This is a genomic window from Trinickia camelliae (assembly GCF_053525655.1).
In genome coordinates, this window is sequence record NZ_JBCHAA010000001.1 from 769,071 (window position 1) to 793,738 (window position 24,668).

Genomic DNA, 24,668 nt, shown 5'->3' on the forward strand with positions numbered 1-24,668 from the left:
GATGGGGACGTGGCTCGCACCGAAGTACCTGTCGTGGCTCTGGCAGGGCTTCGGGATGACCATCGGGCTCGCGCTGTCGGCCGCCGTCGCGGCGACGGTCGCGGGCTTCTTGCTTGCGCTCGGACGGGACTCGCGCTACGCGGCGTTGCGGCGCGTGACGGCGCTCTACGTCGGCGCGTTTCGTAACTCGCCGCTTCTTGTGCAGTTGTTCTTCTGGTACTTCGGCGTGGCGACGCTGCTGCCCGAGTCGGTCATGCAATGGCTCAATACGCCACATGTCGCACGTTGGGCCGGGCTCGTATTGCGTTGGCCGTCGTTCGAGTTCGTGGCGGGCTGGGGCGGTCTCACATGCTACTCGTGCGCGTTCATTGCCGAAGAGTTCCAAGCCGGAATGCGCGGCGTGCCGCGCGGACAACGCGAGGCGGCAGCGGCGCTCGGTTTTACGCCGCTGCAAGCGTTTCGCCATATCGTGCTGCCGCAGGCCGTGCGCATCGCGATCGGCCCGCTGTTCGGGCAGTACATGAACGTCGTGAAGAATTCGTCGCTGACGATGGCGATCGGGCTCGCGGAGCTGTCGTATGCGTCGCGCCAGGTCGAAACGGAAACCTTCCAGACCTTCGCCGCGTTCGGCATCGCGACCGCACTTTACATCGGCGCGATCGCCGTGATCGAGGCGTGCGCACAGTGGGTCATCCATCTGCGCGATCGGCCGCTTGCGAGATCGTGACGATGGACTGGTCGTTATTGACAAGCAATCTGCCGTATTTGCTCGTCGGCGCGTTTCCGAACGGGCCGCTCGGCGGCGCTGCGCTGACGCTCGTGCTCGCGAGCGTATCGGCGCTGGCGTCCGCCGCGATCGGGCTCGCGGGCGGTATCGCGCTCGCCATGTCGTCCGGCGCCGTGCGCGGCTTGCTCATCGTCGTGATCGGCTTCTTTCGCGCGATTCCGGTGCTGATGCTGATCTTCTGGACGTATTTCCTGCTGCCGGTGGTGCTGCATGTCGACGTGCCCGGGCTCGCGGCCGTGGTTTGCGCGCTGTCGTTGATCGGGGGCGCCTATCTCGCGCATTCTGTGAACGCCGGCATCCGCGCGGTCGGGGAAGAGCAGTGGCAGGCCGGATTGTCGCTCGGCCTCACGCGCATGCAGACCTTGCGTTATGTGCTGCTGCCGCAGGCGATCAGGATGATGGCGCCGTCGTTCGTGAATCAGTGGGTGTCGCTCGTGAAGGACACGTCGCTCGCGTATATCGTCGGCGTGGCCGATCTGTCGTTTGTCGCGACGCAGGTCAACAACCGTCTGATGGTGTATCCGGCGCAGGTCTTTCTGTTCGTCGGATTCGTTTATCTGATTCTCTGCACCGCACTCGATCGCGTCGCGACGTATTGGCTGACGGCGCATCGACGTGCGGGTCGCGAAACATACGAGCGAAGCGCGTTAGCGGCGCCGGGCAAGCAAGGTTGAGGCGGATCTGCCCGCTATGACTTGCGTGCCCGCGCGCGCGCTAGAAGTTCGCGGACTTCGTCGTCGGTGGTCTCGCTGAAGTCTTCGTAGTACTGGCCGACGCTAAAGAAGTTCGACGGATTGGCCACGCAGACGAACGCATCGACGATGCCGCTGAAATCGGCTTCCGCGCCGAGCGGCGCAACCGGCAAGCCGATGATCACGCGTGCCGGCCGCTGTTGACGCAAGGCGCGCACGGCCGCTTGCATCGAGGAGCCGGTCGCCATGCCGTCGTCGACGATGACCGCGACGCGTCCCTCGACGCTAGCCGGCGCGCTTTCGCCGCGATAGAGCGCCGCGCGCCGCGCCAGCTCGATTTTCTCCTCCGCGTGCACCGCCTCGAACTGCGCCTGCGAGACACGCGCGATCACCATCGTGCCGTGATCGACGTACAGTGCGCCGCCCGCCGCGATCGCGCCCATCGCGAGTTCGCGCTCGCCGGGCACGCCGAGTTTGCGCACGGGGAGCACGTCGAGTTCGCCACCGAGCGCCGTCGCGACCTCGAAGGCGACCGGCACGCCGCCGCGCGGCAGCGCGAGGACGACGGCATCGGCTTCAACGCCTTCGTTTCGTAGATGGGCCGCAAGAATACGGCCCGCTTCGGATCGATCTCTAAACAAAGTGTGCATGATGCGTCCCGCCGCGAAAGGCCCGTGTCTCTATGGTAGCCGCCGTGCGCGAAAGCGTCGGGTGTCGAGCACGGCAAACCTCGCGACGGGTGCGGACCCGCAACGTGCGCTATTCCGTGGGCCGTTCCCGCGCGATCAGATACACCAGCGCCGCCATGAAAACCGACGCGAGCACGCCGAGCGCCAGCACGAGCGCGGTGCTGACGGTGTCGCCGAAGCCCAGGTAGCGATCGTCCGCCATATAGATGAGCGTGAGCGGCTCACCGCCGAAGCGCAGCGTCTCGGTCCGGCTGAAGAGCGTTTGGGCGGGCGCGTTGTCGACGGTATCGGAGGTCGAGTACAGCGCGCTCGCCGGCGCCCCCGAGTACACCTGCATGTCGATGTTCCGTTCGTGGACCTCCAGGCTGCCGAGCAGCCACTCGGCGTCGAGATGAGCGACGACGAAGCCCGCCACATCGGCTCGGCGGGCCTCTTTCGTCGCGGGCAGGCGCGCGCTTCGGTACACCGGCAGATACAGCTCGAAGCGAGGACGATGGGAATCGGTACGGGTATCGAACGCGACCGGGCGCGCGATGAGCGCGGGCTGTCCGGTATCGGCCGCGCGCAGCAACGCGCTGCGGCGCGACGGATCGCGGCCGAGATCGTAGGCGAGCGGCGCGGCCTCCGAGCGCTGCGGATATATGAGCGTGACCGGCACGAGCGCGCTTGGCGGTGCGGCGCTGTCGGCGGCGGCTTTTGCGTCGGGTGCGCTGTCGGATTTGATGTCACCGGCGATGCGGACCACGCCGTCCAATGTTGCCGTTGCATAACCCAGCGCGCGCACGGCAGGTTGCTTTTCGTCGAGATCGAGGCGCGAGACATAGCGGCGCCAAGCGTCCGAGGAAACGGGAGCCGCTGCCGGCTGCGTAGCTGAGGTGGCGCCGGTAACCGCGATAAGGCCGCTCGCTCCGCGCAGGATTTCCTCGCATGCACCGAGCCTGTTGCGCAAGTCCACGGTGGTTTGCGCCGCACGCCACTCGAAACGCGCGAGCGCGGCGCGCTGCAGTTGGTCGTGCACGATCCGCCACGTGCCGATCACCGCGGCGAGCGCAACGACGAAGGTGGCAATGGCTGCGAACGCGGGAAGCCGGACGAGCGTGGCGACTCGCGCGGGCGGCGGGTTCGGCGCCTCGTGACCCGAGGTTTTTCCGTAAGCGGTCATGCGGTGTGGTGGCTGATGAGGTCCTTGTGGCCCTGGTCGCACTGGCAGCCGTAGGGCGGCAAAGACGGAATTATTCTGTTCCCGCGCGAGGGCCACGGGCTCGTCCAAGGCGAAATTGTGCGCGTTTTGCCGATTTTTTGCCGATTACTTGCCAGCGCCACGCTGGCGGGGCACTGGCGCCTCTTGTTGGCGGGTCGGGTTGTCAGAGTGCGTCGTGAAAGATCACACCAAGCGTATGCCTCCGCCCCGAACGCAGACGGCTTACGCCGTGCCGCAACGCGACGCGATAGACGCCTCGTGAGCCCTGAACTGGACGATGGTTGACCGCGAAAATCACCGCGTCGCCACGCGCGAGCGGCACGACTTCGACACGCGACTGCATGCGCGGACGCTGTTCGGTCAGCACGAATTCGCCACCGGTGAAATCGAGGCCCGGCTCCGACAACAGGATCGCGACTTGCAGCGGAAATACATGTTCGCCGTACAGATCTTGATGGAGACAGTTGTAGTCGCCCGGGCCATATTCGAGGATCAGCGGAGTGGGGCGCTGCTGCCCGGCGGCATGACAGCGCCGAATGAACGCTTCGTGCGTGGCCGGATAGCGCGTGGCCAAGCGCATGGCCTCGTTCCAGCGGTTCGCTACCGGCGCGAGATGCGGGTAGATCGTCGAGCGCAGGTCTGCGACGACGTCCGGCAAGGGATACGAGAAATATTTGTACTCGCCTCGGCCGAAACCGTGGCGCTCCATCACCACGCGGCTGCGATAGAGGTCCTCGCGCGGGTAGAGCGCCGTCAACGCATGGCATTCATCGGCTGTCAGCAGAGCGGGCAGCGTCGCGCAGCCGTACTGACTCAATTCATCTTCGATGCGGGACCAGTCGAACGAATCCACGCGCTGTGCGACCGCATCTGACGACGCGAAGGGGACAAGGGTAAAAGCGGAAGGCGCTTCGACGCGCCCGTTCGTGCGCAATCGCGAATCGATAGAGGTGATCGGCGTGTTCATGAAAGTAGCCTGTGCGTTGTGTTGTCCATTGGCACAGTCTACGGACCCAGCCGTCGCCTCGCACTCCGACTCTTGCTGTCCAATTCCAGGCGCGCGACTATCGCGCACCCGTCGGTTCAAGCGCGTGTCACGCCTTGTACCCGATTTTGCGCAGCAGTTCCTTGCGCCATTGGACGTCTTCGTCGTTTTCGATCCCGAGCGGCGGGAACCCATCGACGACGCCAAGGATCGCGCGGCCCTGTCCCGTCTCCGCGATGACGACCTCGGTCGGGTTTGCCGTCGCACAGAAGATCCGGCAGACCTCCGGTACAGCCTTGATCGCGTTCAGAACGTTGACTGGAAAATAGCCATCGCCCAGCACGACGATGAAGCTGTGGCCAGCGCCGATCGACAACGCGTTCTTGCACGCGAGCTCGGTCAATTCGGCGTCCGTGCCCGAGTGCCGCACGAGGCGCTTGCCGGACGCTTCGCAAAACGCGAGGCCGAACTTGATGCCGGGCACGGTGCCGACCATCGCCTCGTGAATGTCTTCCACCGATTTGATGAAGTGCGATTGCCCGAGGATGAAGTTGGTGGTTTCCGGCTTCGAGATGGATACGGTGAGCAGTTGATGCATGTTGGACCTCGCTCCTTGAACGTACGCATGAAAGTACGCATCGGTACCCGTCGGGACAGATGTCCTTGCGGGAGACTGCGAAACGTCGGACACATCAAGCGTAGTACGAAGCGGGGGCGAGAGAAAGCGAGCTGCGAAGAAAAACGCGAGCGGGGCGGGCAGGCTCTAACTGGATTTCATGTTTGCGCGGAAAGGAAGCCAGTGTGTCGAAGAATCTTGAGCGCCCGACGTTCGCTTGAACGCCCTTGATTCGATAACCGTAGCTGGCTGCCTTTTGCGCGAGTCATGTTGCACCGTCCGGGCGATTCAGCTGCCGAAGTAGATCGAGCAAAAGCTGTTGGGACCGACGCAGTTCGGCTCGGCCTTGCTGGCTGCCGGAGCTTTAGGAGCGCCGGACGCGCCCGAGCCCGACATCTCGGAGCCGGCGCCGCTGGCCTTTTGCTGGGTGCGGGCGACTTGTTCCGCGAAGATTGGGTTGACCTCGGGATACGAGGTGTCCGTAACGAAACGCGAACCGTTGTTTTCCGCTTGAATCAATTCCTGACGGACTTCAGCGCGGGTCTTTTCCTGAGCGGACGCGCTGGTTGCGATGCCGGCCGAAGCGAGGAGAGCCATGGAAAGGGCGATGACGAGACGCTTGTTCATTTCGAACTCCTAAGTTGAGTGATTTCAAATTTCGCTTGCTACATCAGGGTGAACACAGCTTGATTCGGCTTTATTCCCGGTGGCTGTTTTTTTGTTTTTATCGCGAGCCGGGTTGGTCGATCGCCCTGGTCACTTCAAGTCCGAAAACTCCGGACTTGACTGGGTTAACCGCGGCACCTCGCGTTTTCTTCCCGCGATCGATTAAAAAAAAGTCACGGGAAAGCGCGCCAGGATCGCTGCAGGCGGATTGGTCGAGGGTAAATGGGGGCGGCAAAGATTTTTTTGCCCGTGACATGGCCGATCGGCCCGCGGCGCGGAGGGCGCCGCAAGCGGTTTGCTATCAGCGGGAAGGCGGCTTTAGTCTGCGGGGCGCTTATCTGTCAGCGCCCGCCGGCAATCTTCGAGTACTTGTTGGACCAGTTTGGCCTCGAAGTTCAGATCGTCGGTATCGAGGATTTCCTCGACCGCTTCGCGAGCCCAGTCGGCATCGACAAATCTGGCGTGCATCCGGGCGATATCGATCGCAAGCGCGGACAGCTTGGCGATGCTGAGCCAGTCCGCGTCGCGCATATGGCGATCGAGCCACTTGTGCGCCGCCTGTACATGGAACGGCGCCTGCGGCCATTCCTCATTCAAGTAATAGGCACCGAGGCTGCCGCACGTCAGCCAGCACAGCAGCTCGACGCGGTCGTTGGGACTTAAGTGTTGGCGTACATCACTCATGGCGACGCTCGCAAATGTAACTGGCGGTCGGGCCGCCGTTAGGCGAGCCCATGGTCCTTTGCTTTGACAATAACACGGCAATAGGACAAACAGGAGGGCCTCCCGTACAGACTCGGGTTCACCCGGAGGCTATGGAGAATGCGGGCTGGAGCCGGTCGCCGGGGATCGAGTCGTGATTCGAGAATTAAATGGTTCCCTTGCCTAACAGTTGAAGTAATTTTGTAGGAATTTCGACGGATCTTCAGACCGTAGGTCTGTTCCGCACCTAAATCTCGGACACGAGTCACCGTCCATCAGCGCGGGAGCGAACTTGGCGAACCCGGATCTTCTCGATAGCCAGCCGAAGACCGCGCACGTCGTCGCTGCACAAGCGAGCCCGTGCGACGAGCTCGTCATCCAAACGCAGCCCGCCACAGTCGACCGTCCGTGCCGCCGCAAGCGTCTCGCGCTCGCCGCGACGATCCTTGGCTCGAGCATGGCGTTCATCGACGGCTCCGTCGTCAATGTCGCGCTGCCGTCCATTCAGAGCGAACTTGGCGCGAGCGTCGCGGCGATGCAGTGGGTCGTCAACGCGTATTTGCTCTTTCTCGGGTCGCTCGTGCTGGTCGGCGGATCGATGGGCGACAAGCTCGGCCGCCGCACCGTGTTCATTGCGGGCATCGCGCTTTTCACGCTGGCGTCGGCCGCTTGCGGACTGGCGCCGAATGCGGCTGCGCTCATCGCCGCACGCGCGGTTCAAGGCATCGGCGCGGCGCTGCTCGTACCCAGCAGTCTCGCGATCATCGGTGCGGTGTTCGAGGGCGAAGCGCGCGGACGGGCAATCGGCACCTGGGCGGGCGTCGGCGCGATCACGTCGGCGGTGGGGCCGGTGGCGGGCGGATGGCTCGTCGACGCGTTGTCGTGGCGTGCGATCTTCTTTCTCAACGTCCCGCTTGCAGCGGTAACGATCGCGCTCGCCATTTCGTCGGTGCCAAACAGCCACAAGCTCGATGCGCCTCAACAGCTCGACTGGCCCGGCGCACTGAGCGCGGCAGCGGGACTCGCCGCGCTCACCTTCGGCTTGACCGAGGCGTCGGCGCGCGGCTTCGCGCATCCAATCGTATTAGGTGCGCTTGGCGCCGGCGTGCTCGTGCTCGCCGCATTCGTGATGATCGAAGCGAAGAGCCCCAACCCCATGATGCCGCTCGACGTGTTCCGCACGCGCGATTTCACCGGCGCGAACCTCGTCACACTGCTGCTTTACTTCGGCCTTGGCGGCGCATTCTTCTTCCTGCCGTTCACGCTGATCCGCGCGCATGGCTACACAGCGACCGAAGCGGGTGGGGCGCTGCTGCCGGTGCCCGTCACCATCGGTTTGCTATCGCGTTTCACGGGCGGCCTGACGAGCCGCTTCGGTCCGCGCGCGCTGCTGACCGCTGGCCCGGGCATCGCCGGAATCGGGTTCACGCTGCTGGCGCTGCCATTCGTGCACGGCAGCTATTGGGGCGGATTCTTCCCTGCGCTCGTCGTGCTCGGGCTCGGCATGACGATCACCATCGCGCCGCTGACCACGACCGTGATGAGCTCGGTGGAGGGCGGCCGTACAGGCGTCGCGTCCGGCATCAACAACGCGGTGGCACGCGTGGCGAGCCTGCTGGCGATCGCGGTGCTCGGCATCGTGTTCGTGTGGTCGCACCATGCGGCGCTATCGGCGCGGCTCGACGCGTTGCACGTGCCGCAGGACGCACGCCAGACCGGGCAGCTACTCGAACCGAACGCACAACCAGGGACGGCATTGCGCGCCGCTCATACGGCACGCGAGACCCCCGTGGCGCGCGCGGAAGCCGACGCCATCACCGACGCGCTGCGCGCCGTGGCGCTGGTGTCCGCCGCCTGTGCGTTCGCTGCAGCGGGACTTGCGATGGCGACCATTCAGCCGCGCAGATGAAAACGGAGAGCCGGATGCACGACGCTTATGCGGGGATGAATCGACTCTATCTCTCGCTGCACACGCCGGACGCGGTGCAAGGGATGGACATGAATGATCCGGTCATGTCGGCATGGATTGATCGCAATGTGACGGCCGGCCAGTCGATCCTCGACGCGGGTTGCGGGCTCGGCTTTGACGTGCTGGCTCTGCACAAAGGACTTCCGGCGAAAGGTGGCACGCGGCGGTTCATCGTCTACGGCTCGGACTACAGCGAGGACATGCTGGCGGATGCCCGCAAGACCGGAGAGACGGCAGGTATTTCTGCGGATCGTTACCGCGTTTCGTCGTTCGAGGGGTTGGCGGGAATCGTCGAGTGGCGCGAGCGCATGGATCTCGTGACGGTCAATTACGCGATCTACACGCAGCCGGACGAGGCCTGCGATTACGACGGGTATCTGCTGAAGTCCCTAGATGGGTTGCGGACAACGGTCCGAGCGGGCGGACATCTCGCCGTCAATGTGCGCGACTGGGCAGCATTGAAAGCCGCTGAGGCATCCGGCTCGAAGCATGCTGGGCAGGCGACGCATAGTGGACGAACGTATCACTACGAATACACGTGGGAGTTCGGCACGGCACGACTGCATCGAGCGACGCTTCGGATGTGGGAAGACGGAGGCGCGGCGCACTGTAGCGATATCTGGTTTGCTGAGCGCGGCGAGGCTGAATTTGAAGCTGCGCTGCGTCGTGCCGGATTTGAAGTGGTCGAGTCGGGTCGACATGGGGAAGGTGCGCGTGCTTTTCTGACGTTGATTGCGAGGAGGGTTTGAATGATGCAATCCGACGGATTGCTGGGAGCCGATCGGTGGCTTTTGTGATTTTACATAAGATAAATTATCGATGTTTTGACTGTTAGGGCAAGGTTCTAATGTCGTGTTCTGGCTATTCACAAATGCCGTGTTTTGCGATGGCTGGCAAGCTGGCGGTTTGATCCAACCTTGCCAGCCACCGCATCGACTCATACCGCCAAAAGCCCATCAAGCCGGTCCTGCCGTTCAAGCGCGTACAAATCGTCGCAACCGCCAACATGAGTCTCGCCGATAAAAATCTGCGGCACCGTGCGTCGGCCGAGCCGCGCGAACAGCGCTGTGGCGACGTCGGCCTTGCCGTCGAGATTCACCTCGTCGAAAACCACGCCTTTCCCGTGCAGCAGCGCTTTTGCCGATTCACAGTAGGAACAGCCGAGTTTGGTGTAGATGGTCACGTTAGACATAGGAACTCCGATAGTTGCAGAGAAAAGAAACCGCGCGCGTCACACGTTAGCCGCGAGCTTCGCCGCCGCATCCCGCAGCGCCGTGCGCAAACCTTCTTCGATGACCGGGTGATAGAACGGCATCTCCAACATCGCGTCGACCGTCAGTCCCATCTGCAGACTCCACGCCAGCAAGTGGCCGATGTGCTCAGCCGCCGGCCCGAGCATTTCCGCACCGACGAATCGCCGTGTCTCACGGTCGACATAGACATGCGCGAGCCCTTGGTTCTTCAGCATCACACGGCTGCGACCCTGGTTCTCGAAGCTCACTTCGCCGGTCACGAAGCGGCCGGGTGGCAGGTTCCGATGGCGCGCCCCGACCAGCGCGATCTGCGGGTCGGAGAACACGACGGCAAGCGGAGCCCTGCGCTCGATCGGCGTCACGTCCGGATAACGTCCGGCGTTGCGTCCGGCGGCCCGTCCTTCGTCGGCCGCTTCGTGCAGCAGCGGCACGATGCCGTTCGCGTCGCCGGCGATGAACACCGGATGCGTGCCTACCTGCAGCGTCTCGGGATCGAAACGCGGCACGCCGTGCTCATCCAGTTCCAGTGACGTATTCGAGAGCCCCAGGTTCGCGACGTCCGGCCGGCGGCCGGTGGCCGCGAGCACGTACTCGTAAGTGTCCTCGGTCACGTTGCCGTCGGCGCGCTGATAGCGCAGCCGCACGCCCTCTTCGACCCGCGTGGCGGACAGCATCGAGCCGCGCGGCTCGAAATGAAACGCTTCGCTGAAAATCGTCCGGGCCGCCTCGACGAGCTTCGGGTCGGTCAACTGTCCCACGCCACCGCGCGCGCCGTAGACGCTCACCCGCACGCCGAGGCGCGCGAGCGCCTGCCCGAGTTCGAGTCCGATCACGCCGGGGCCCATGACGGCGACGCTGCGCGGCAACGTCTGCCAGTCGAACACGTCGTCATTCACGATGACGCGGTCGCCGAGCCCTTGCAGCACCTCCGGGATCACGGGCTTCGAGCCGGTTGCGATCACCACACGCTTGGCTTGCACCCGCGTGTGGTCGCCGACTTCGAGCAGTTGGTCATCGATGAAGCGCGCGTGCCCGACCAGCCGGTCCTCGTTCGGCAGCGCCTCGATGCCCTCGATGACAAAGCCGACGAACCGGTCACGCTCGCGACGCACCCGCGCCATCACCGCCTCGCCGTCGATCCGCACGCTGCCGACTTCGACGCCGAACGGCGCCGCGTGGCTTGCCGTGTGAGCCGCCTCTGCGGCCGCAATCAGGAGCTTCGACGGCATACAGCCGACGCGCGCGCAGGTCGTGCCGTACGCACCGCCTTCGATGATGACAGCAGAGGCCCCTTCCGCCTTGGCCGCGCGGTACGCGGCGAGCCCCGCGGTGCCTGCTCCGATGATGGCGACGTCTGTTTGAATCGTGCGCATTTCCGTATCCCCACTCGATTTGCCGGGATGTAACGGATGGCCATTCGGGCCTCATCGGCCAGTCATCCGTTACGACATGACTGCAGTGTAGGGATGGCTCGTGAGCGCGTGAATGCCGCTGCGGTTCAATTTCCTGCTCGATCGTCTCACGCGACCGTCTCAACCGCGCGTTTTCGGACCTCTCTTGCGCGCAGGCGCGGCCGCCGGGGCTGCCGCTTCCCTCGCCTCGCGCTCCGCGCTCCACATCTCGAGCAACGCACGCGTCTGCGCCCGCGCCGTGCTCTTGAGCAGTTCTCCTTTCTCAGCGTCGATTTCCTGCCAGCCCAAGTGAAGCAGGGCCGAGCGAGGCGATAGATGGAACAGCATCAACTGGCCATAAAGGCTGAGCACGCGGATCCGAGTCACCGTATCGTCGGTCGAGGTGCCGGTAATTTTCGCAATCAACGCGACGCTCACGCTATTCAACGGCCCGCGCACACGCTCCTGGAGAATCTCGGACGCAATCGGCGGTTCGCGCCCGCCTTGCTCGCGTACGAAGAAGAGCCGATGGCTCGGTGACTTGGGCATCTTGAACATGTTGTCCGCGATCCGGTCCTGGATCGCGATGAACGCGTCGATCAACTGCGCGACGCCAGCGCTGCTTTCCAGCGCTTCTGAAGCACTGCGGAGGACCGGCTCGAAGGTCGTCCACACCTGGTCGGCGAAATACTCGGCGCAGGCGCGATACACGCCCTCTTTGTTCTCGAAGTAGTACTGCAGCGCGGGCGCGTTGACGCCGGCGCGCGCCGCGATGTCGCGCGTCGAGGCGGCGGCGAAGCCGTGCTCGCCGAACAAGTCGATGGCCGCTGTGATGATGCGCATGCGGGTCTCGTCGCCGCGCGCATATCCGCCTTCCGCCGGCCGGCGCAGACGCTTGGTTTCACTCATGTAACGAATTCCCCTCCCCTCGAATTCAGGATTCGGCATCTTGAATACCACATTCCTTACCGGAAAAATATATCACTTGACACAATTGTTCCGAGTGGAATAATTTGTGCGCGCTTTGCGTCATCTAACGAGATCGACTTTATGTCCGAAACAACAGAAGCCCCGGCACGCAGCACCGTTTCGCAGGAGACGGGCACGTCCGGCCCGCAGCGTTCCAAAAGGCGCCCACTACTCCTCATCGCCGGCATCATCGCGCTGATCGCGGGCGCGCTTTGGCTCGCGCATTGGTGGACGGTCGGGCGCTTCATCGAAAGCACCGACGATGCGTATCTGCAGGCCGACAGCGTCACGATCGCGCCGAAGGTCAGCGGCTATGTCACTGACGTCTTCGTCGCCGACAATCAGGCGGTCCCAGCCGGCGCCCCGCTCGCGCGGCTCGACAGCCGGCAGTATCAGGCGTCGCTCGATCAAGCCGCGGCGACCATCGACGCGCGCGAGGCCGACATCCAGCGCGCTCAAGCCGAAATTCAGCAGCAGCAAGCCAACGTCGCGCAGGCGAAGGCGCAGGAGCAGGTCGCCCGGCTTGCCTTGCAGCACGCCGAAGACGACGTGAAGCGCTATGCACCGCTCGCAGCGACCGGCGCGGAAACCCACGAACGGCTCGCGAGCCTCGTCAATACGCGCGATCAGGCGCGCGCCACGCTCGCGGCGAATGCCGCCGCCACCGCGGCTGCACAAACGCAGATCGGCGCGACCACCGCGCAGATCGCCCAGGCCCGCGCGCAAGTCGAAGCGGCGCGCGCGAGCATTCGTCAAGCGCGTCTCGATCTGCACGACACGACGATCTTCAGCTCGATCGCGGGACGCGTCGGCGACCGCACGGTGCGCGTCGGGCAATTCGTGCAGCCGGGCACGCGGCTCATGACTGTGGTGCCCGTGCAAAGCATCTATCTCACGGCCAACTTCAAAGAAACGCAGGTCGGGCGCATGCGCGCGGGCCAGCCTGCGACGCTGCACGTCGATGCGCTGCCGGGTAAGGAACTGCACGGCGTCGTCGACAGCTTCGCGCCCGGCACCGGCGCGCAGTTCGCACTGCTGCCGCCGGAGAACGCCACCGGCAACTTCACGAAGATCGTGCAGCGCGTGCCGGTGCGCATCCGCGTCGAGACGGGACCGGCGACGCGCGCCGTGCTGCTGCCGGGATTGTCGGTGACCGTGGATGTCGACACCCGCTCCGCGCGCGAAGGCGACAAGCGGATCGCCGCCGAGAACGCCCATGGCTAACGCAGCCGCGACGCAAGGCGCCGCGCCCCACGCCGAGCGCGCCAGCGCAGCCGACTGGATCGCGGTGGCCGCGGGCGCGCTCGGCGCGCTGATGGCGACGCTCGACATCTCGATCACGAACTCCGCGCTGCCGCAGATCCAGGGCGAAATCGGCGCGACGGGCACCGAGGGCACCTGGATCTCGACCGGCTATCTGATGTCGGAAATCGTGATGATCCCGCTCGCCGCGTGGCTCACGCGCGTGTTCGGCCTGCGCAATTTTCTGCTGACCAACGCGGTGCTGTTCATCCTGTTTTCGATGATGTGCGGCCTCTCGAACTCGCTGCCCATGATGATCGCGGGGCGCATCGGACAGGGCTTCACGGGCGGCGCGATGATCCCGACCGCGCAGACCATCATTCGCACTCGCCTGCCCCGCTCGCAGATGCCGATCGGCATGACGCTGTTCGGCTTGATCGTGCTGCTGGGTCCGCTGCTCGGCCCGGTGCTCGGCGGCTGGCTCGCGGAAAACATCTCGTGGGCGTGGTGCTTCTTCATCAACCTGCCGGTGTGTCTCGCATTGATCACGCTCTTGATCGTCGGCTTGCCCGCGGACAAGCCGCATTGGCACGAATTCGTCAACGCCGACTGGATCGGCATCATCGGCCTGTCGATCGGGCTCTCCTCGCTCACCGTCGTGCTCGAGGAAGGTCAGCGCAAGCAATGGTTCGAATCGAACGAAATCGTCATGTTGAGCGCCATCACCGCGCTCGGCTTCGTGCTGATCGCCATCTCGCAGTTCGTCGCGAAAAAACCGATCATGCGCCTCTCGCTCCTGCGCAACGTGCAATACGCGAGCGTCATCGTCATCGTGTTCGCGGTCGGCGCCGGGCTCTACTGCGTGTCGTATCTCGTGCCGCAGTTCCTGAGCCTGATCGCGGGCTATAACGCCGAACAGTCGGGCGGCATCATGCTGATCTCCGGCATCCCCGCGTTCCTGATGATGCCGATCCTGCCGCGCCTGCTCGGCAAGGTCGATTTCCGCGTGCTCGTGATCGGCGGTCTGTTGTGCTTCGCGGGGAGTTGTCTGCTCGACATCGGCCTCACGGCGCAAAGCGTCGGCCACGACTTCTACGGGTCGCAATTGCTGCGCGGCGTCGGTCAGATGCTCGCGATGATGCCCCTCAACCAGGCGTCGATGGCGGCCGTGTCGCGCGAAGATTCGGGCGACGCCGCGGGGCTCTACAACATGGCGCGCAATCTGGGCGGGTCGGTGGGGCTGGCGATCATCGGCACCGTCATCGACCGGCGCAACACGTTTCATACCGCTGCGATCCGCGAATCGCTGACGGCCAACTCCGTGCTCGGTCAGGACCGCATCGCCGCGAACACCGCGAGCTGGTTCGCGCAGACGGGCGACCTGGCCCACGCAAGGATGCAGGCGCTCGGCCAGCTCGCCGCGCAGATTCAGCAGCAAGCGGCCGTCATCACCTATTCGGAGACGTTCTACGTGCTGGCGATCGCGCTCCTCGCGTGCATCCCGCTCGCGCTGCTGCTCAGGTCGTCGGCTGCACCGGGGGCAAGCGCATCGTCATCCGGTCATTGACGCCTCATCGAAATTCTTGCCCTTATCCACCGATGTCATATCGCCGCTCTCCTTCGCTATTTCCGTCGTTGCCCCTGACGTTGCCTATCACGTTGCTCGCGGCGTGGGCGCTGTCCGCGTGCACGGTCGGCCCCGACTATCGCAGTGCGCCGCCGGTCGCGACGAGCGCCGTCCAGGCCGGCACGTTCGTGCGCACGCCGGCCTCGGGGGTCGCCGCGACGCGCGCGCCGAGCGCATGGTGGCGCACGCTCGGCGATCCGCAGCTGAACGCGCTGATCGACGCCGCGCTCGCGCACAACCCGGACTTGCACGCGGCGCAGGCGCGTCTGCGCGAAGCGCGCGCCCAGTTGCGGCAACAACAGGCCAATGAGCTGCCGAAGAGCTCCGCGACTGTCGCGGCGTTGCGCACGCGCGAACCCGACTTGAGTTCCTTCTTCCAGTCCGGCAGCGGTTCGTCACAGGGCTCCGGCGGCGGCCCGCTGCAGCTCTATACCGCGGGCTTCGACGCCTCATGGGAAATCGATCTGTTCGGCGGCACGCGGCGCGCCATCGAGGCGGCATCGAACGAAGCCGACGCGGTCAATGCCGATCTCGCCGATACGCAAGTCTCGCTCGCGGCGGAGGTCGCGCAGGCGTATATCGATCTGCGCGACGTGCAGCGGCGGCTCGCGCTTGGGCAGCAATCGGCTGATCTGCAGCAGCAAATGCTTACGCTCACCGAAGAGCGTCGCGCGCGCGGCACGGCGGCCGATGTCGACGTCGAGCGGCTATCGGGCCAAGTCGAAAGCACACGTGCCGCGCTGGTGCCGCTCGAAGCACAGATCGTGGAATCGCTCGATCAGCTTGCCGTGCTGACTGGTCAAGCTCCCGGCGCGCTCGACGCCGAACTGTCCGCGCCGCAGCCATTGCCCGCCCTGCCCGCGACGGTGGCGGTCGGCGACCCGGCCACGATGCTGCAACAGCGCCCCGATATCCGCGCGGCCGAGCGGCGCCTCGCGTCGAGCAACGCGCAAATCGGCGAGCACATCGCAGATTACTTTCCGAAGGTGACGCTGTTCGGCGACTTGGGATTCACGGCAGCCGACCCGGGGCATCTCTTGCGCAAACAAAACTTCTCGTGGATCGGCGCGCCCTATTTGCAATGGAACGCGCTCGACTTCGGGCGCACGGCCGCCGCCGTGCGCGGCGCCGAGGCATCGCGCGACGAAGCGAGCGCGAAGTACGAACACACGGTGCTCGCGGCGCTGCAAGACGCGAATACGTCGCTGTCGCGCTACGGCCATCAGCGTGAACATCTGGCGCGTCTCGAACAGGTCCAGCGTTCCGCCGATCGCTCGTCTGTCTTGATGCAGCAGCGCTACACCGCCGGCGTGGCCACGCTGATCGACTTGCTCGATACGCAGCGCACGCAGTTTTCCGCGCAGCAGGATGTGGTTTCCGGGCAGGCCGAGTTGCTGAAGGATTTCGTGTCGCTGCAAAAGAGCCTTGGGCTCGGATGGCAGGCGCATGTGGAGTGAGGCTGGCTGACGGTTGCGATTGCCGCCAGCCTCGTTAGCGCCCGAGATTGGGCAAGCTCACCTCACAAGAAACCCATACGTGAGCGGATCGCGCTCATCGATGATCCAGTTCGCGAAACCGCACACGTAAGCGCTGCCCTCCACTTCCGGAATCACGGCTTTGATATCGCCCACCGTGGTTTCGCGCAGCACGCGTCCTTTGAAAACGGTGCCGACGATCGACTCGTTGACGAGCGTCTCGTCCATCGACATCCGCCCTCGCAGGTATAGCTGAGCGACGCGCCCGCCGGTCCCCGAACCAGTTGGAGACCGATCGACCTCACGATCCGCGAACACGCAGCAGTTCGCCTGCGTCGAACCCGCGTGACGCGGCTTGTTCGCGATGATCGTGCCGTAGATGTGATTGATCTCCGGAATCTCCGGATGCGCTACCGGGAACGCCTTGTTGGCCGCTTCCTTGACCTCCGCTCCGAACCGGATGAGGCGCTCGACGTCGGACTCCCGCACTTCGAGCCCATGCGGCTCGCCATCGGTGTAGAAGTAAAAAGCCCCGCCATACGCGATATCGCCGGTGACTTTGCCGAACGACGGCGTCTCGACCGTCACGTCCTGCTTCCAGATGAACGACGGCACGTTGACGAAGCGCACCGGCCCCGCATGGTCGCCGTCCCACTTGACGAACGCTTCGATGAAGCCACACGGCGCGTCGATCCCGACCCGCGTCTCGGGGCTCGTGCGCGTCACCCAACCCAATTCGACAGCCGCCGTCGCGAGCGCGATGACGCCGTGTCCGCAATGGTCGCTATAGCCTTCGTTGTGGACGAAGATCACGCCGAAGTCGGCATTGTCACTAACCGGCTCGGTGAGGTAGCCGCCGTACATATCGGCGTGGCCGCGCGGTTCGAACATCAGCGCGCGGCGGATCTCGTCAGCGTTTTCCTTGAGCCAGGCGCGCCGCTTGACGAGCGTATCGCCCTGCATGCGCGGCAAGCCGCTCGTCACAATTCGGAATGCTTCGCCACCTGTATGGACTTCTACCGTCGAAATGGATCGGGTGATTTTCATGAGTGAGTTTCGTTAAGCGACGCGGGAATGCTTGGGTTTATTCACCATAGGGCGCGGGCAAGCCGTTCTTGATCACGTAGACCGTCGTAGGCGCGCCCTTGAGATCGCCGTACTCGTCGAACGAGTAGGTGCCCGCCACGCCCTTGTAGTCTTCACTGGCGAGCGCCGAGGTCAGCTTGGCCTTGTCGGTCGTCGTGCCCGCCTTCACCATCGCGTCGGCCAGCATCTTCACGCCGTCGTAGTAGTTGACCGCGTAGACCTGCGTGTCGGTGTGGTACGCGTCCTTGTAGCGCTTGAGGAAGTCGCGGCCCGCCGCGGTCTTCTCGAGCGATACGCCGCCTTGTGCGCAGTAGACGATCGACGCCGCCTCGCCCGCCACGTGCCCCATGTCCGCCGAGCAGATGCCGTCGCCGCCGAGCAGCTTCGCGCGCAAGCCGAGCTGGACCATCTGCTTGGCCATCGGCGCGCCCTGCGCCGCATAGCCGCCGAAGAAGATCACGTCGGGGTTCTTGCCCTTGATGGTGGTCAGGATGCTGTGAAAATCGGTGGCTTGCGAGTTCGTGAACTCGCGATCGACGACCTGGATGCCGTGCGCCTTCGCGACCGACGCGAACTCGTCGGCCACGCCCTGCCCGTAGGCGGTGCGATCGTCGACGATCGCGGCGGTCCTCGCCTTCAAGGTGCTGGCCGCGAACGTCGCCATCGTGCCGCCCAATTGCACGTCGCTTGCGCCGATCCGGAAGATGTTCTTGAAGCCTTGCTTGGTCAAGGTCGGGTTCGACGCGACCGGCAACATCGGCACGCCGGCCCCGCTGTAGACGCGCGACGCGGGAATCGCCACGCCCGAGTTGTACGGACCCATCACGGCGACGACGCCGCTGTCCACGAGCTTTTGTGCAACCTGGACGCCGACTTTCGGGTCCGCCTGATCGTCCTCGGAATCGAGCTTGAAGGTCACCTTCTTGCCTGCGACCGTCACGCCTGCTTTGTTGAGGTCTTCGATCGCGAGTCGCGCGCCGTTCTCGTTGTCCTTGCCGTTCACGGACTGGGGCCCGGTGAGCGGCGCCGAGTGGCCGATCGTCACGACCTCCTGGGCTTGGGCGGTGGCGATCATCCCCGTGGCCGACATGACGGCCAAAGCAATAGCAAGGTAGCTGCGCATGCTGTCTCCTGTTCCTCTTTGTGATTGGAAAAAGCAATGTAGGCGGGAAGCGGACGTAACGCAACGGAGGGTTAATGCGGTCTTCGCATGCGAGACAGGGCCTTGCATGCAACCGTATGACGATTGACTGCGGATGCCATCGCTTGAATGCCAGTGGACACCGCCCACTGTTGGACATAACGTGCGAACTAGCGCCTATTCGTCGAACAAATAGGCGCCTCAAAGCGCCAAAGCATCGAAACGAGCCAATAATCCGGCTCTTTTCAACGCACCAGGGTTTTCCCGGCACGCTCACACTCTGGAATCAGACAAGTTATTACGAGGAGCGCATGCGCCCGACCGTGTGTGGGTTTGAGCGGGACGATCAGAAGCCCCGGGCGCTGTTTCTGATCCCGGTGCTGACATGGCTCGTCCTGTGCGTCTTGTGGGGGACGATTCTCTTGCGCCTCGAGATCGAAAAGGCCGCGGTGCTGCGCGACGCGCACCTCGCCGCGAGCACGCTCGCCGATTCGTTGCGCACGCACACACTGAAAACGATTCACGACGTCGACGAGATCGCGCTGCTCGTCAAGTACGGCTACGAGAAAACGCACGACGCATCGCAGCCCTTCGACTTGAAGAGCTATGAGACGCATGGCCTCATCAGCTCGGATACCGCATTGCAGGTGACGCTCGTCGGCCCCAATGGGCATGTCACGGTGTCGACGCTTCCCGCGAACGGCGTCGTCGACTTGAGCGACCGCGAGCACTTTCGCGTGCACCGGTTCAATCCCGATGTCGGGCTCTTCATCAGCCGGCCGGTGATCGGGCGCATATCGAAGCACTGGTCGGTGCAGGCGACGCGGCGCTTGAACAATGCCAACGGCAGCTTCGACGGCGTGGTCGTCGTATCCGAAGACCCGGCCTACCTCACCGACGGTTTCTACAATCGCGCCGCGCTCGGCGAGCACGGCATGATCGCGGTGTTGTCGCGTCACGGTTTCATGCTCTCGCGCCGCGCCGCCGATGCGCACAGCACGGCGGGACAATGGCTGCCTGCGGGTTACGACGTGCTGCTGCATGAACCCGATACGACGCTTGTCGATCCGCTCGATCACGTCGAGCGGATCGTCGCGGGCAGCGCGATCGATCAATACGGGCTCTTGGCCGTCGCGGGTCTGTCGGTCGACGATGTGCTCGACGACTACTACCGGATGCGGCGCGTCTACGTGACGATGGCGATCGTCATCTCGGCGATGCTGGTCGGTTTTGCCGTGTGGATCATGGCGCTGATCCGCAAGTTGCTCGCGGGCCGCGAAGCGCTGCAGCGGCTCTCGCGCGTCGACCGGCTCACCGGGCTGCTCAATCGCGGCAGGATCTCCGACTTGGTGGATCAGGCCCTTGCCGCGCCCGAAGCGGTGGGCCACGTGGCGGTGATCTTCGTCGACCTCGACAACTTGAAGCTACTCAACGACACGCGCGGGCATCAGGCGGGGGATGCCGTGCTCGCTGCGCTAGCGGAGCGGCTGCGTGTCGCGGTTGGCGAGTACGGACGGATTGGGCGCGTCGGCGGTGATGAGTTTCTGGTGCTTGTGCAAACCGCCGCGCCGAATGCGGGGGAAATTGCAGCGCGGATCGTGCGCCACCTCGGAAGCGCGTTGGACGAGCCCGTCGTACTGCAAGGAGAGCCTTACCGGATGACGGCAAGCTGCGGTGTTGGAGTGCTCGAATCCAACGAGACGGCCGACGATCTGATCCGCAAGGCCGACGCCGCGATGTATGAGGCCAAGGAGTGCAATCGCGTCAAGACCAGCCCGGTTTGGCGGGCGCGCACGCGTGCCGGCAACGGTGAGGCGTCGGATCGGGATGCGTTCGGTGTACGTGCGTAGCGAAAGTAGCGCACGCGCGTTGCAAGCCACGCTATGTGCGCTCCCGAACAGCACAAAGACCGGCAATAGCCGCAAATGCGTAATCGTTACGTACGGAGCTAGCGGGTTGGAGAAATGCCCATGACCTCACATGTTCTCGAAAGCTTCATCCATCAAGCGACCGCTCGAAGCAATCTCCAGTCGGAGCCAGCCGACTGCGTACTCGCGCTCGCTCCGCTGATGCTCGATCTAATCGAGCATGCCGATACGTTTCTGCAACCCCATCACTTTCGGACCAGCGACGCGAGCTATACCCGTAACCTCGTCTATGAGGCACCGGATAAAGGTCTCTCGCTGTACGCGCTCGTTTGGCTTCCAGGCCAATGGACACCGGTACACGACCACGGAAGTTGGGGTGTCGTCGGCGTGGTCGAAGGCGTTTTGGAAGAGCGCGCCTATGTGAGGGTGTCACCGGATCGAGGAGCCGACGAAGAGATCGACCTGGTGCGTGGGGGTATCGTCCTGCTACGAAGCGGATCCGTAACCAGCTTCGTTCCCAATCCCGATCACATTCACGTTACCGGCGTTCCAACTGAGCGGTCCCGCGCGGTCAGTCTGCACATCTATGGCAGAACGATGAATGACTTCAACGTGTATGACGTCGAGGCCCGCACCCGTCGACGCATAACCGTTCCCCACAACGAAAGCTGATTGTCGAAAAGAGACGCGCGGATCAGTTACCTCGTGGGTCGCGTCGCGTAGGAAGCGCCGCGAAACGCAGAACCAGTCCGGCCTCGGATTAGGATCAGAACCTATTAGGGTTAACCCCAAAACTTGAAATTCACCTTTGCGAGCAAGGCGCTTAATTAAGAGCGATCGCTTTCCTAGACTTGGTATCACCTGCTACGGACAACAGTTCGCAGCGAAGCCAAGACAGGAGGTTCACCATGAAGTCGCTCATTCAAGCCATTGCAGTTGCCGCAGTACTTAGCGTCCCGGCCATTTCGTTTGCTCAGTCGAATGTGAGCGCCCCCGCGAACAACGCCGCTGTGTCTGGCTACGGTGGGGTGGCCGATAGCACGTCGGCGTCGGGTTCACATCATCCGCTTCAAGCACTGGATCATTCGATGCACTCGATGGGACATGCGATCCGTTCGTCGATTCGCCCCGACCCCAATGACGGTATGAAGCCGATCTATTTCGGTTCGCATTAAGCCCTAACGTTTCCCGGTCGCATTGCAGTTCGATACCTTGCGCGGGTCAACATTGCATCGTCACAAAACCGCGCAAGGATTGAATCGAGCCGTGGTCAGCCACACCATTCTGCCTCGCTAGACCTTTGCAATCGGGCCGTGGCTGCTGATGAAGTCGAATGCCATCATCCACCATGCGCGTAGAGGCTGTTTTCGCGGCTCTTCAGTACATCTGCCAAAAACCAGTACGCCTCCCCCCAAGCGTTCAGGACACGTTCATCCGCGGCGTCCCCGAGCACATCTTTGATGGCAGGAAGCAACGCATTAGCGACCGCCGGGTAGTGCTCCGCCTTAACGTGCACTGCGACGTGGCGTGCGGCGATGCGTTCTATCGCGGCTGTCAAAACGGCGAGGTTGTCCGCGTTAGTCGCGAAAGCGAGAAGCGCGGCGGCTAGTCGCTTTGGTTGCTCCCCAGGTTTTTCGGCCGCCTCGTCGAAAAGCGCTCTCATGTCCGGATCTACGAAAAGCCGCTCGTACATGCGATTCGTGATTGCCACCCCATGCTGTTGCATGGCAGGCGCAGTAGATTTAACGATCGCAATCGTTTCTGGCGAGAGAGCGCTCATGAAATTTCCTCCAAAAGGAATCGGGTGACAGAGCGCAAGCAGCCACCGCCGGCTGACTCGCCCGTACCCGATGAACTCACTTCCCAAGGCATGCCGCCTCTGGCGGCCAAAACATTGCCGAAGTGTTGCCATAGAGTGGTAGAGCTTCCTATCGTGAAGTCAAGCATCGCTTGCAACTCCGTAGCGATGCGGGGCGCTACAACCGCCACGCCGTTGTAGACGGCGCTCCGCTTAGTTGCCGAATAGTCCGGTGCCGCACTGAACTCTTAGTAAAACTACGAATTTCAAGGGCGAAAAGAAAAGTAGAACAACGAATGCATGTATTGGGTAAGTGAACGCGCCGATGTGCTCCGGAATCGAGCGGACATGTGCTTTCTGGAAAATTGACCCGCTGTTGCGAGGTATACGATGGGTCAAGCGCCCTTCACCTGACGGCTGGAGCGGCGTGATAGACAGGAGAAGCAGCGATAGTCGAATCCGCGGATGTGATCGTCATTGGCTCCGGCGGGCTTGGAGCGGCTACAGCCTACTATCTGGCAAAGCGGGGCACCCACCGGGTCGCGCTGCTCGAGCGGCTCGAAATCGGCTCACAAACCTCTCCACGAGCGGCTGGCATGGTCAGTTGCCTGCGCAAGAGCGACTTGATGATCGACCTGATCAAGCTGGCGGCTGCAAAGATCAAACAATTCTCTACTGACACGGGCCAGCCTCTGGATTGGGTGCAGTCGGGCAGCCTCAAGGTAGCGCGGCGACCGATGGATGCGGAGGTCATTCAGGAAGACATCCTGCGCGGCCGGCGCCACGGCCTGGACGTGGAGGAACTTTCGCCCGACGCGGCCCACCGGCTCAACCCGTTTCTTCAAACGACGGGGGTCGCTGCGGTGATGCGCATCGGCGACGACATGTACTTCAACCCCGCTCAACTGGCCGTGGGCTTCGCTCGTGCAGCGCAGGCAAACGGTGCGGTGTTACTGCCGAACACCGCGGTTACGCGCATCCTGATTGAGGACGGCGAAGTGAACGGGGTCGACACCACGTGCGGCCGCATACGAACCCCTATCGTCGTCGATGCAGCCGGCGCCTGGACGCGACAAGTAGCCGAAGCCAGCGGACTCCGAGTTCCTCTTGTTACGACAGCGCAGCAATTGTTCGTCACCGAGCCCGTTCCCGACGCCCTTTCCGAATTACCGATGATCAGAATCATGGATGCTGCGGTGTATATGAGACCTTGTGACGGGGGATTCCTATGGGGAGTCTACGAAGACAATCCGAGATTCTTCGACATGAATGGCTTCGACGCCAACTTCGACATCAAGGATCTGTCACTCGATGCCGAGATTCTCTGGCGCTACGCTCGGGACGTAGAGGCCCAGCTTCCGGTTCTTCTGAAGGCAGGGGTCCGCGAGCATCGTGGCGGGCTGCCAACGATGACGGCCGATGGCCAGCACATCGTCGGACCTGCGCCCGCAATTCGGGGGTTCTACTTCGCGAGCGGTTGCAATGTTGCGGGACTCTCCATTGCGCCGGCACTGGGGGAAGCGCTAGCCGCGTGGATCGTCGACGGTACACCTCCTATTGATCTGACGCCTCTTTCGATAGGCAGATTTGGAACCGGCCCGTGGCCCGACGACGAGTTGATAAGGCAGGCTGCGTGGCAGTACCGTCATTTCTACGGTGCAAGGTGACTTAGGCATCCAAGCATCCTGGCGCCCTAATGCGAATGCGCAGGCACGTCGGCCCCTCGGCAACCGACCAGGAAATCGAAGTCGCAGCCTTCATCGGCCTGCAGCACGTGCTCGACGTAGAGCTGCGCGTAGCCGCTCGTTTCGCCGGGCTTGCGCGTTTGCGTCTGCTTCCATTCGGCAAGTCGCGCGGTCATTTCCTCTTCGCTGATATCGATGTGCAAGCGCCCCGCTTCGCAATCGAGCTCGATCCAGTCGCCATTGCGCACGACGGCAAGCGGGCCGCCGGCGCGTGCTTCGGGCGCCACGTGCAGCACCACCGTGCCGTATGCCGTGCCGCTCATGCGCGCGTCCGACACGCGCACCATGTCGGTCACCCCTTGCGCGAGCAGCTTCGGCGGCAGCCCCATGTTGCCGACCTCGGCCATGCCCGGATAACCCTTCGGTCCGCAGTTCTTCATCACGAGCACGGAGCTCGCATCGACTTCAAGTTCAGGATCGGCGATGCGCTTCTTGTAGTCGTCGAAGTTCTCGAACACCACCGCGCGGCCGCGATGCTTCAGAAGCGAACGCGTGGCTGCAGACGGTTTAAGCACCGCACCGTTTGGCGCGAGATTGCCTCGTAGCACGCACAGTCCGCCATCCGGCACGAGCGGTTTTTCGAGCGGTCGAATCACCTCGTCGTTGTAGATCGGCGCTTCCTTGGCGTTCTCCCAGAGCGTGTGGCCGTTCGCAGTCAGCGCATCCGGATGCGGCAGCAGCCCTGCTTCGCCCAACCGCCGCAGTACCGCGGGCAAGCCCCCCGCGTAATAGAACTCCTCCATCAGATAGCGCCCTGAAGGCTGCA

General features: G+C 63.5%; 24 protein-coding genes. 11 read left to right on the top strand and 13 right to left on the bottom strand.

What is annotated here, in order from left to right; genetic code table 11:
• The first annotated feature begins 1 nt into the window (after position 1).
• Together AAHK20_RS03415 and AAHK20_RS03420 are read left to right on the top strand one after the other, a co-directional pair.
• Complete coding sequence (locus AAHK20_RS03415) at positions 2-727, top strand: amino acid ABC transporter permease (protein WP_449180005.1); 726 nt, start codon at positions 2-4, stop codon at positions 725-727.
• Positions 728-729: 2 nt separating this feature from the next.
• On the top strand, positions 730-1,461 hold the full coding sequence (locus AAHK20_RS03420; protein ID WP_449180006.1) for an amino acid ABC transporter permease: 732 nt from the start codon (positions 730-732) through the stop codon (positions 1,459-1,461).
• A gap of 14 nt (positions 1,462-1,475) precedes the next feature.
• Here AAHK20_RS03420 and AAHK20_RS03425 read toward each other — a convergent pair whose 3' ends face one another.
• From AAHK20_RS03425 to AAHK20_RS03450, 6 genes are all read right to left on the bottom strand, one after another.
• A complete protein-coding gene (locus AAHK20_RS03425; RefSeq protein WP_449180007.1) occupies positions 1,476-2,129 on the bottom strand; it encodes a phosphoribosyltransferase in 654 nt (217 codons plus the stop codon).
• Positions 2,130-2,238: 109 nt separating this feature from the next.
• On the bottom strand, positions 2,239-3,330 hold the full coding sequence (locus AAHK20_RS03430) for a CHASE domain-containing protein (RefSeq protein WP_449180008.1): 1,092 nt from the start codon (positions 3,328-3,330) through the stop codon (positions 2,239-2,241).
• Between the two features lie 202 nt (positions 3,331-3,532).
• The gene (locus tag AAHK20_RS03435) at positions 3,533-4,336 is read right to left on the bottom strand and encodes a 2OG-Fe(II) oxygenase (protein ID WP_449180009.1); all 804 of its coding nucleotides are present in this window, start codon (positions 4,334-4,336) and stop codon (positions 3,533-3,535) included.
• A 127-nt stretch (positions 4,337-4,463) separates the two neighbouring features.
• Positions 4,464-4,952, bottom strand: a complete 489-nt coding sequence (locus AAHK20_RS03440) for an adenosine-specific kinase (RefSeq protein WP_449180010.1) — start codon at positions 4,950-4,952, stop codon at positions 4,464-4,466.
• A 306-nt stretch (positions 4,953-5,258) separates the two neighbouring features.
• Entirely contained in the window at positions 5,259-5,597 is a 339-nt protein-coding gene (locus AAHK20_RS03445) for a DUF4148 domain-containing protein (protein WP_449180011.1), read from the bottom strand.
• A 357-nt stretch (positions 5,598-5,954) separates the two neighbouring features.
• Complete coding sequence (locus tag AAHK20_RS03450; protein ID WP_137332481.1) at positions 5,955-6,320, bottom strand: hypothetical protein; 366 nt, start codon at positions 6,318-6,320, stop codon at positions 5,955-5,957.
• Between the two features lie 310 nt (positions 6,321-6,630).
• Between AAHK20_RS03450 and AAHK20_RS03455 the strand changes: the two genes are divergently transcribed.
• Positions 6,631-8,247, top strand: coding sequence for an MFS transporter (locus AAHK20_RS03455; protein ID WP_449180012.1), 1,617 nt, complete (start codon positions 6,631-6,633; stop codon positions 8,245-8,247).
• 14 nt (positions 8,248-8,261) lie between these two features.
• Positions 8,262-9,056: a class I SAM-dependent methyltransferase gene (locus AAHK20_RS03460; RefSeq protein ID WP_449180013.1), complete on the top strand. Its 795-nt coding sequence runs from the start codon at positions 8,262-8,264 to the stop codon at positions 9,054-9,056.
• A 188-nt stretch (positions 9,057-9,244) separates the two neighbouring features.
• On the opposite strand, the gene grxC is transcribed toward AAHK20_RS03460, so the two are convergent.
• The 3 genes from grxC to AAHK20_RS03475 all read right to left on the bottom strand — a co-directional run bounded on the left by grxC (position 9,245) and on the right by AAHK20_RS03475 (position 11,860).
• Entirely contained in the window at positions 9,245-9,499 is a 255-nt protein-coding gene (grxC, locus tag AAHK20_RS03465) for a glutaredoxin 3 (protein WP_449180014.1), read from the bottom strand.
• A gap of 39 nt (positions 9,500-9,538) precedes the next feature.
• Complete coding sequence (locus AAHK20_RS03470; protein WP_449180015.1) at positions 9,539-10,933, bottom strand: dihydrolipoyl dehydrogenase; 1,395 nt, start codon at positions 10,931-10,933, stop codon at positions 9,539-9,541.
• A gap of 159 nt (positions 10,934-11,092) precedes the next feature.
• Positions 11,093-11,860: a CerR family C-terminal domain-containing protein gene (locus tag AAHK20_RS03475; RefSeq protein ID WP_449180016.1), complete on the bottom strand. Its 768-nt coding sequence runs from the start codon at positions 11,858-11,860 to the stop codon at positions 11,093-11,095.
• 141 nt (positions 11,861-12,001) lie between these two features.
• Here AAHK20_RS03475 and AAHK20_RS03480 point away from each other — a divergent pair, with 141 nt between their 5' ends.
• Genes AAHK20_RS03480 through AAHK20_RS03490 form a run of 3 tightly spaced genes read left to right on the top strand, consistent with a single transcriptional unit; the run spans position 12,002 to position 16,246 of the window.
• Entirely contained in the window at positions 12,002-13,144 is a 1,143-nt protein-coding gene (locus AAHK20_RS03480; protein WP_449180017.1) for an HlyD family secretion protein, read from the top strand.
• Positions 13,137-14,729 carry an MDR family MFS transporter gene (locus tag AAHK20_RS03485; protein ID WP_449180018.1) on the top strand — a complete coding sequence of 531 codons (1,593 nt, stop codon included), beginning with the start codon at positions 13,137-13,139 and terminating at the stop codon, positions 14,727-14,729. Before AAHK20_RS03480 ends, AAHK20_RS03485 begins: the two co-directional genes overlap by 8 nt.
• A gap of 32 nt (positions 14,730-14,761) precedes the next feature.
• Entirely contained in the window at positions 14,762-16,246 is a 1,485-nt protein-coding gene (locus AAHK20_RS03490; RefSeq protein WP_449180019.1) for an efflux transporter outer membrane subunit, read from the top strand.
• Positions 16,247-16,303: 57 nt separating this feature from the next.
• Here AAHK20_RS03490 and lhpH read toward each other — a convergent pair whose 3' ends face one another.
• On the bottom strand, positions 16,304-17,311 hold the full coding sequence (gene lhpH / locus AAHK20_RS03495) for a trans-3-hydroxy-L-proline dehydratase (protein ID WP_449180020.1): 1,008 nt from the start codon (positions 17,309-17,311) through the stop codon (positions 16,304-16,306).
• A gap of 37 nt (positions 17,312-17,348) precedes the next feature.
• Positions 17,349-18,473 carry a branched-chain amino acid ABC transporter substrate-binding protein gene (locus AAHK20_RS03500; protein ID WP_449180021.1) on the bottom strand — a complete coding sequence of 375 codons (1,125 nt, stop codon included), beginning with the start codon at positions 18,471-18,473 and terminating at the stop codon, positions 17,349-17,351.
• 329 nt (positions 18,474-18,802) lie between these two features.
• On the opposite strand from AAHK20_RS03500, the gene AAHK20_RS03505 reads away from it, so the two are divergent.
• From AAHK20_RS03505 to AAHK20_RS03515, 3 genes are all read left to right on the top strand, one after another.
• The gene (locus tag AAHK20_RS03505) at positions 18,803-20,341 is read left to right on the top strand and encodes a sensor domain-containing diguanylate cyclase (RefSeq protein ID WP_449180022.1); all 1,539 of its coding nucleotides are present in this window, start codon (positions 18,803-18,805) and stop codon (positions 20,339-20,341) included.
• A 120-nt stretch (positions 20,342-20,461) separates the two neighbouring features.
• On the top strand, positions 20,462-21,031 hold the full coding sequence (locus AAHK20_RS03510) for a cysteine dioxygenase family protein (RefSeq protein WP_449180023.1): 570 nt from the start codon (positions 20,462-20,464) through the stop codon (positions 21,029-21,031).
• Positions 21,032-21,267: 236 nt separating this feature from the next.
• A complete protein-coding gene (locus AAHK20_RS03515; protein ID WP_449180024.1) occupies positions 21,268-21,534 on the top strand; it encodes a hypothetical protein in 267 nt (88 codons plus the stop codon).
• 164 nt (positions 21,535-21,698) lie between these two features.
• Here AAHK20_RS03515 and AAHK20_RS03520 read toward each other — a convergent pair whose 3' ends face one another.
• Complete coding sequence (locus tag AAHK20_RS03520; protein ID WP_449180025.1) at positions 21,699-22,139, bottom strand: globin domain-containing protein; 441 nt, start codon at positions 22,137-22,139, stop codon at positions 21,699-21,701.
• Positions 22,140-22,624: 485 nt separating this feature from the next.
• On the opposite strand from AAHK20_RS03520, the gene AAHK20_RS03525 reads away from it, so the two are divergent.
• Positions 22,625-23,824: an NAD(P)/FAD-dependent oxidoreductase gene (locus AAHK20_RS03525; protein ID WP_449180026.1), complete on the top strand. Its 1,200-nt coding sequence runs from the start codon at positions 22,625-22,627 to the stop codon at positions 23,822-23,824.
• Between the two features lie 26 nt (positions 23,825-23,850).
• On the opposite strand, the gene AAHK20_RS03530 is transcribed toward AAHK20_RS03525, so the two are convergent.
• The coding region (locus AAHK20_RS03530; protein ID WP_449180027.1) for a dihydroxy-acid dehydratase domain-containing protein at positions 23,851-24,668 on the bottom strand (818 nt) is incomplete at its 5' end.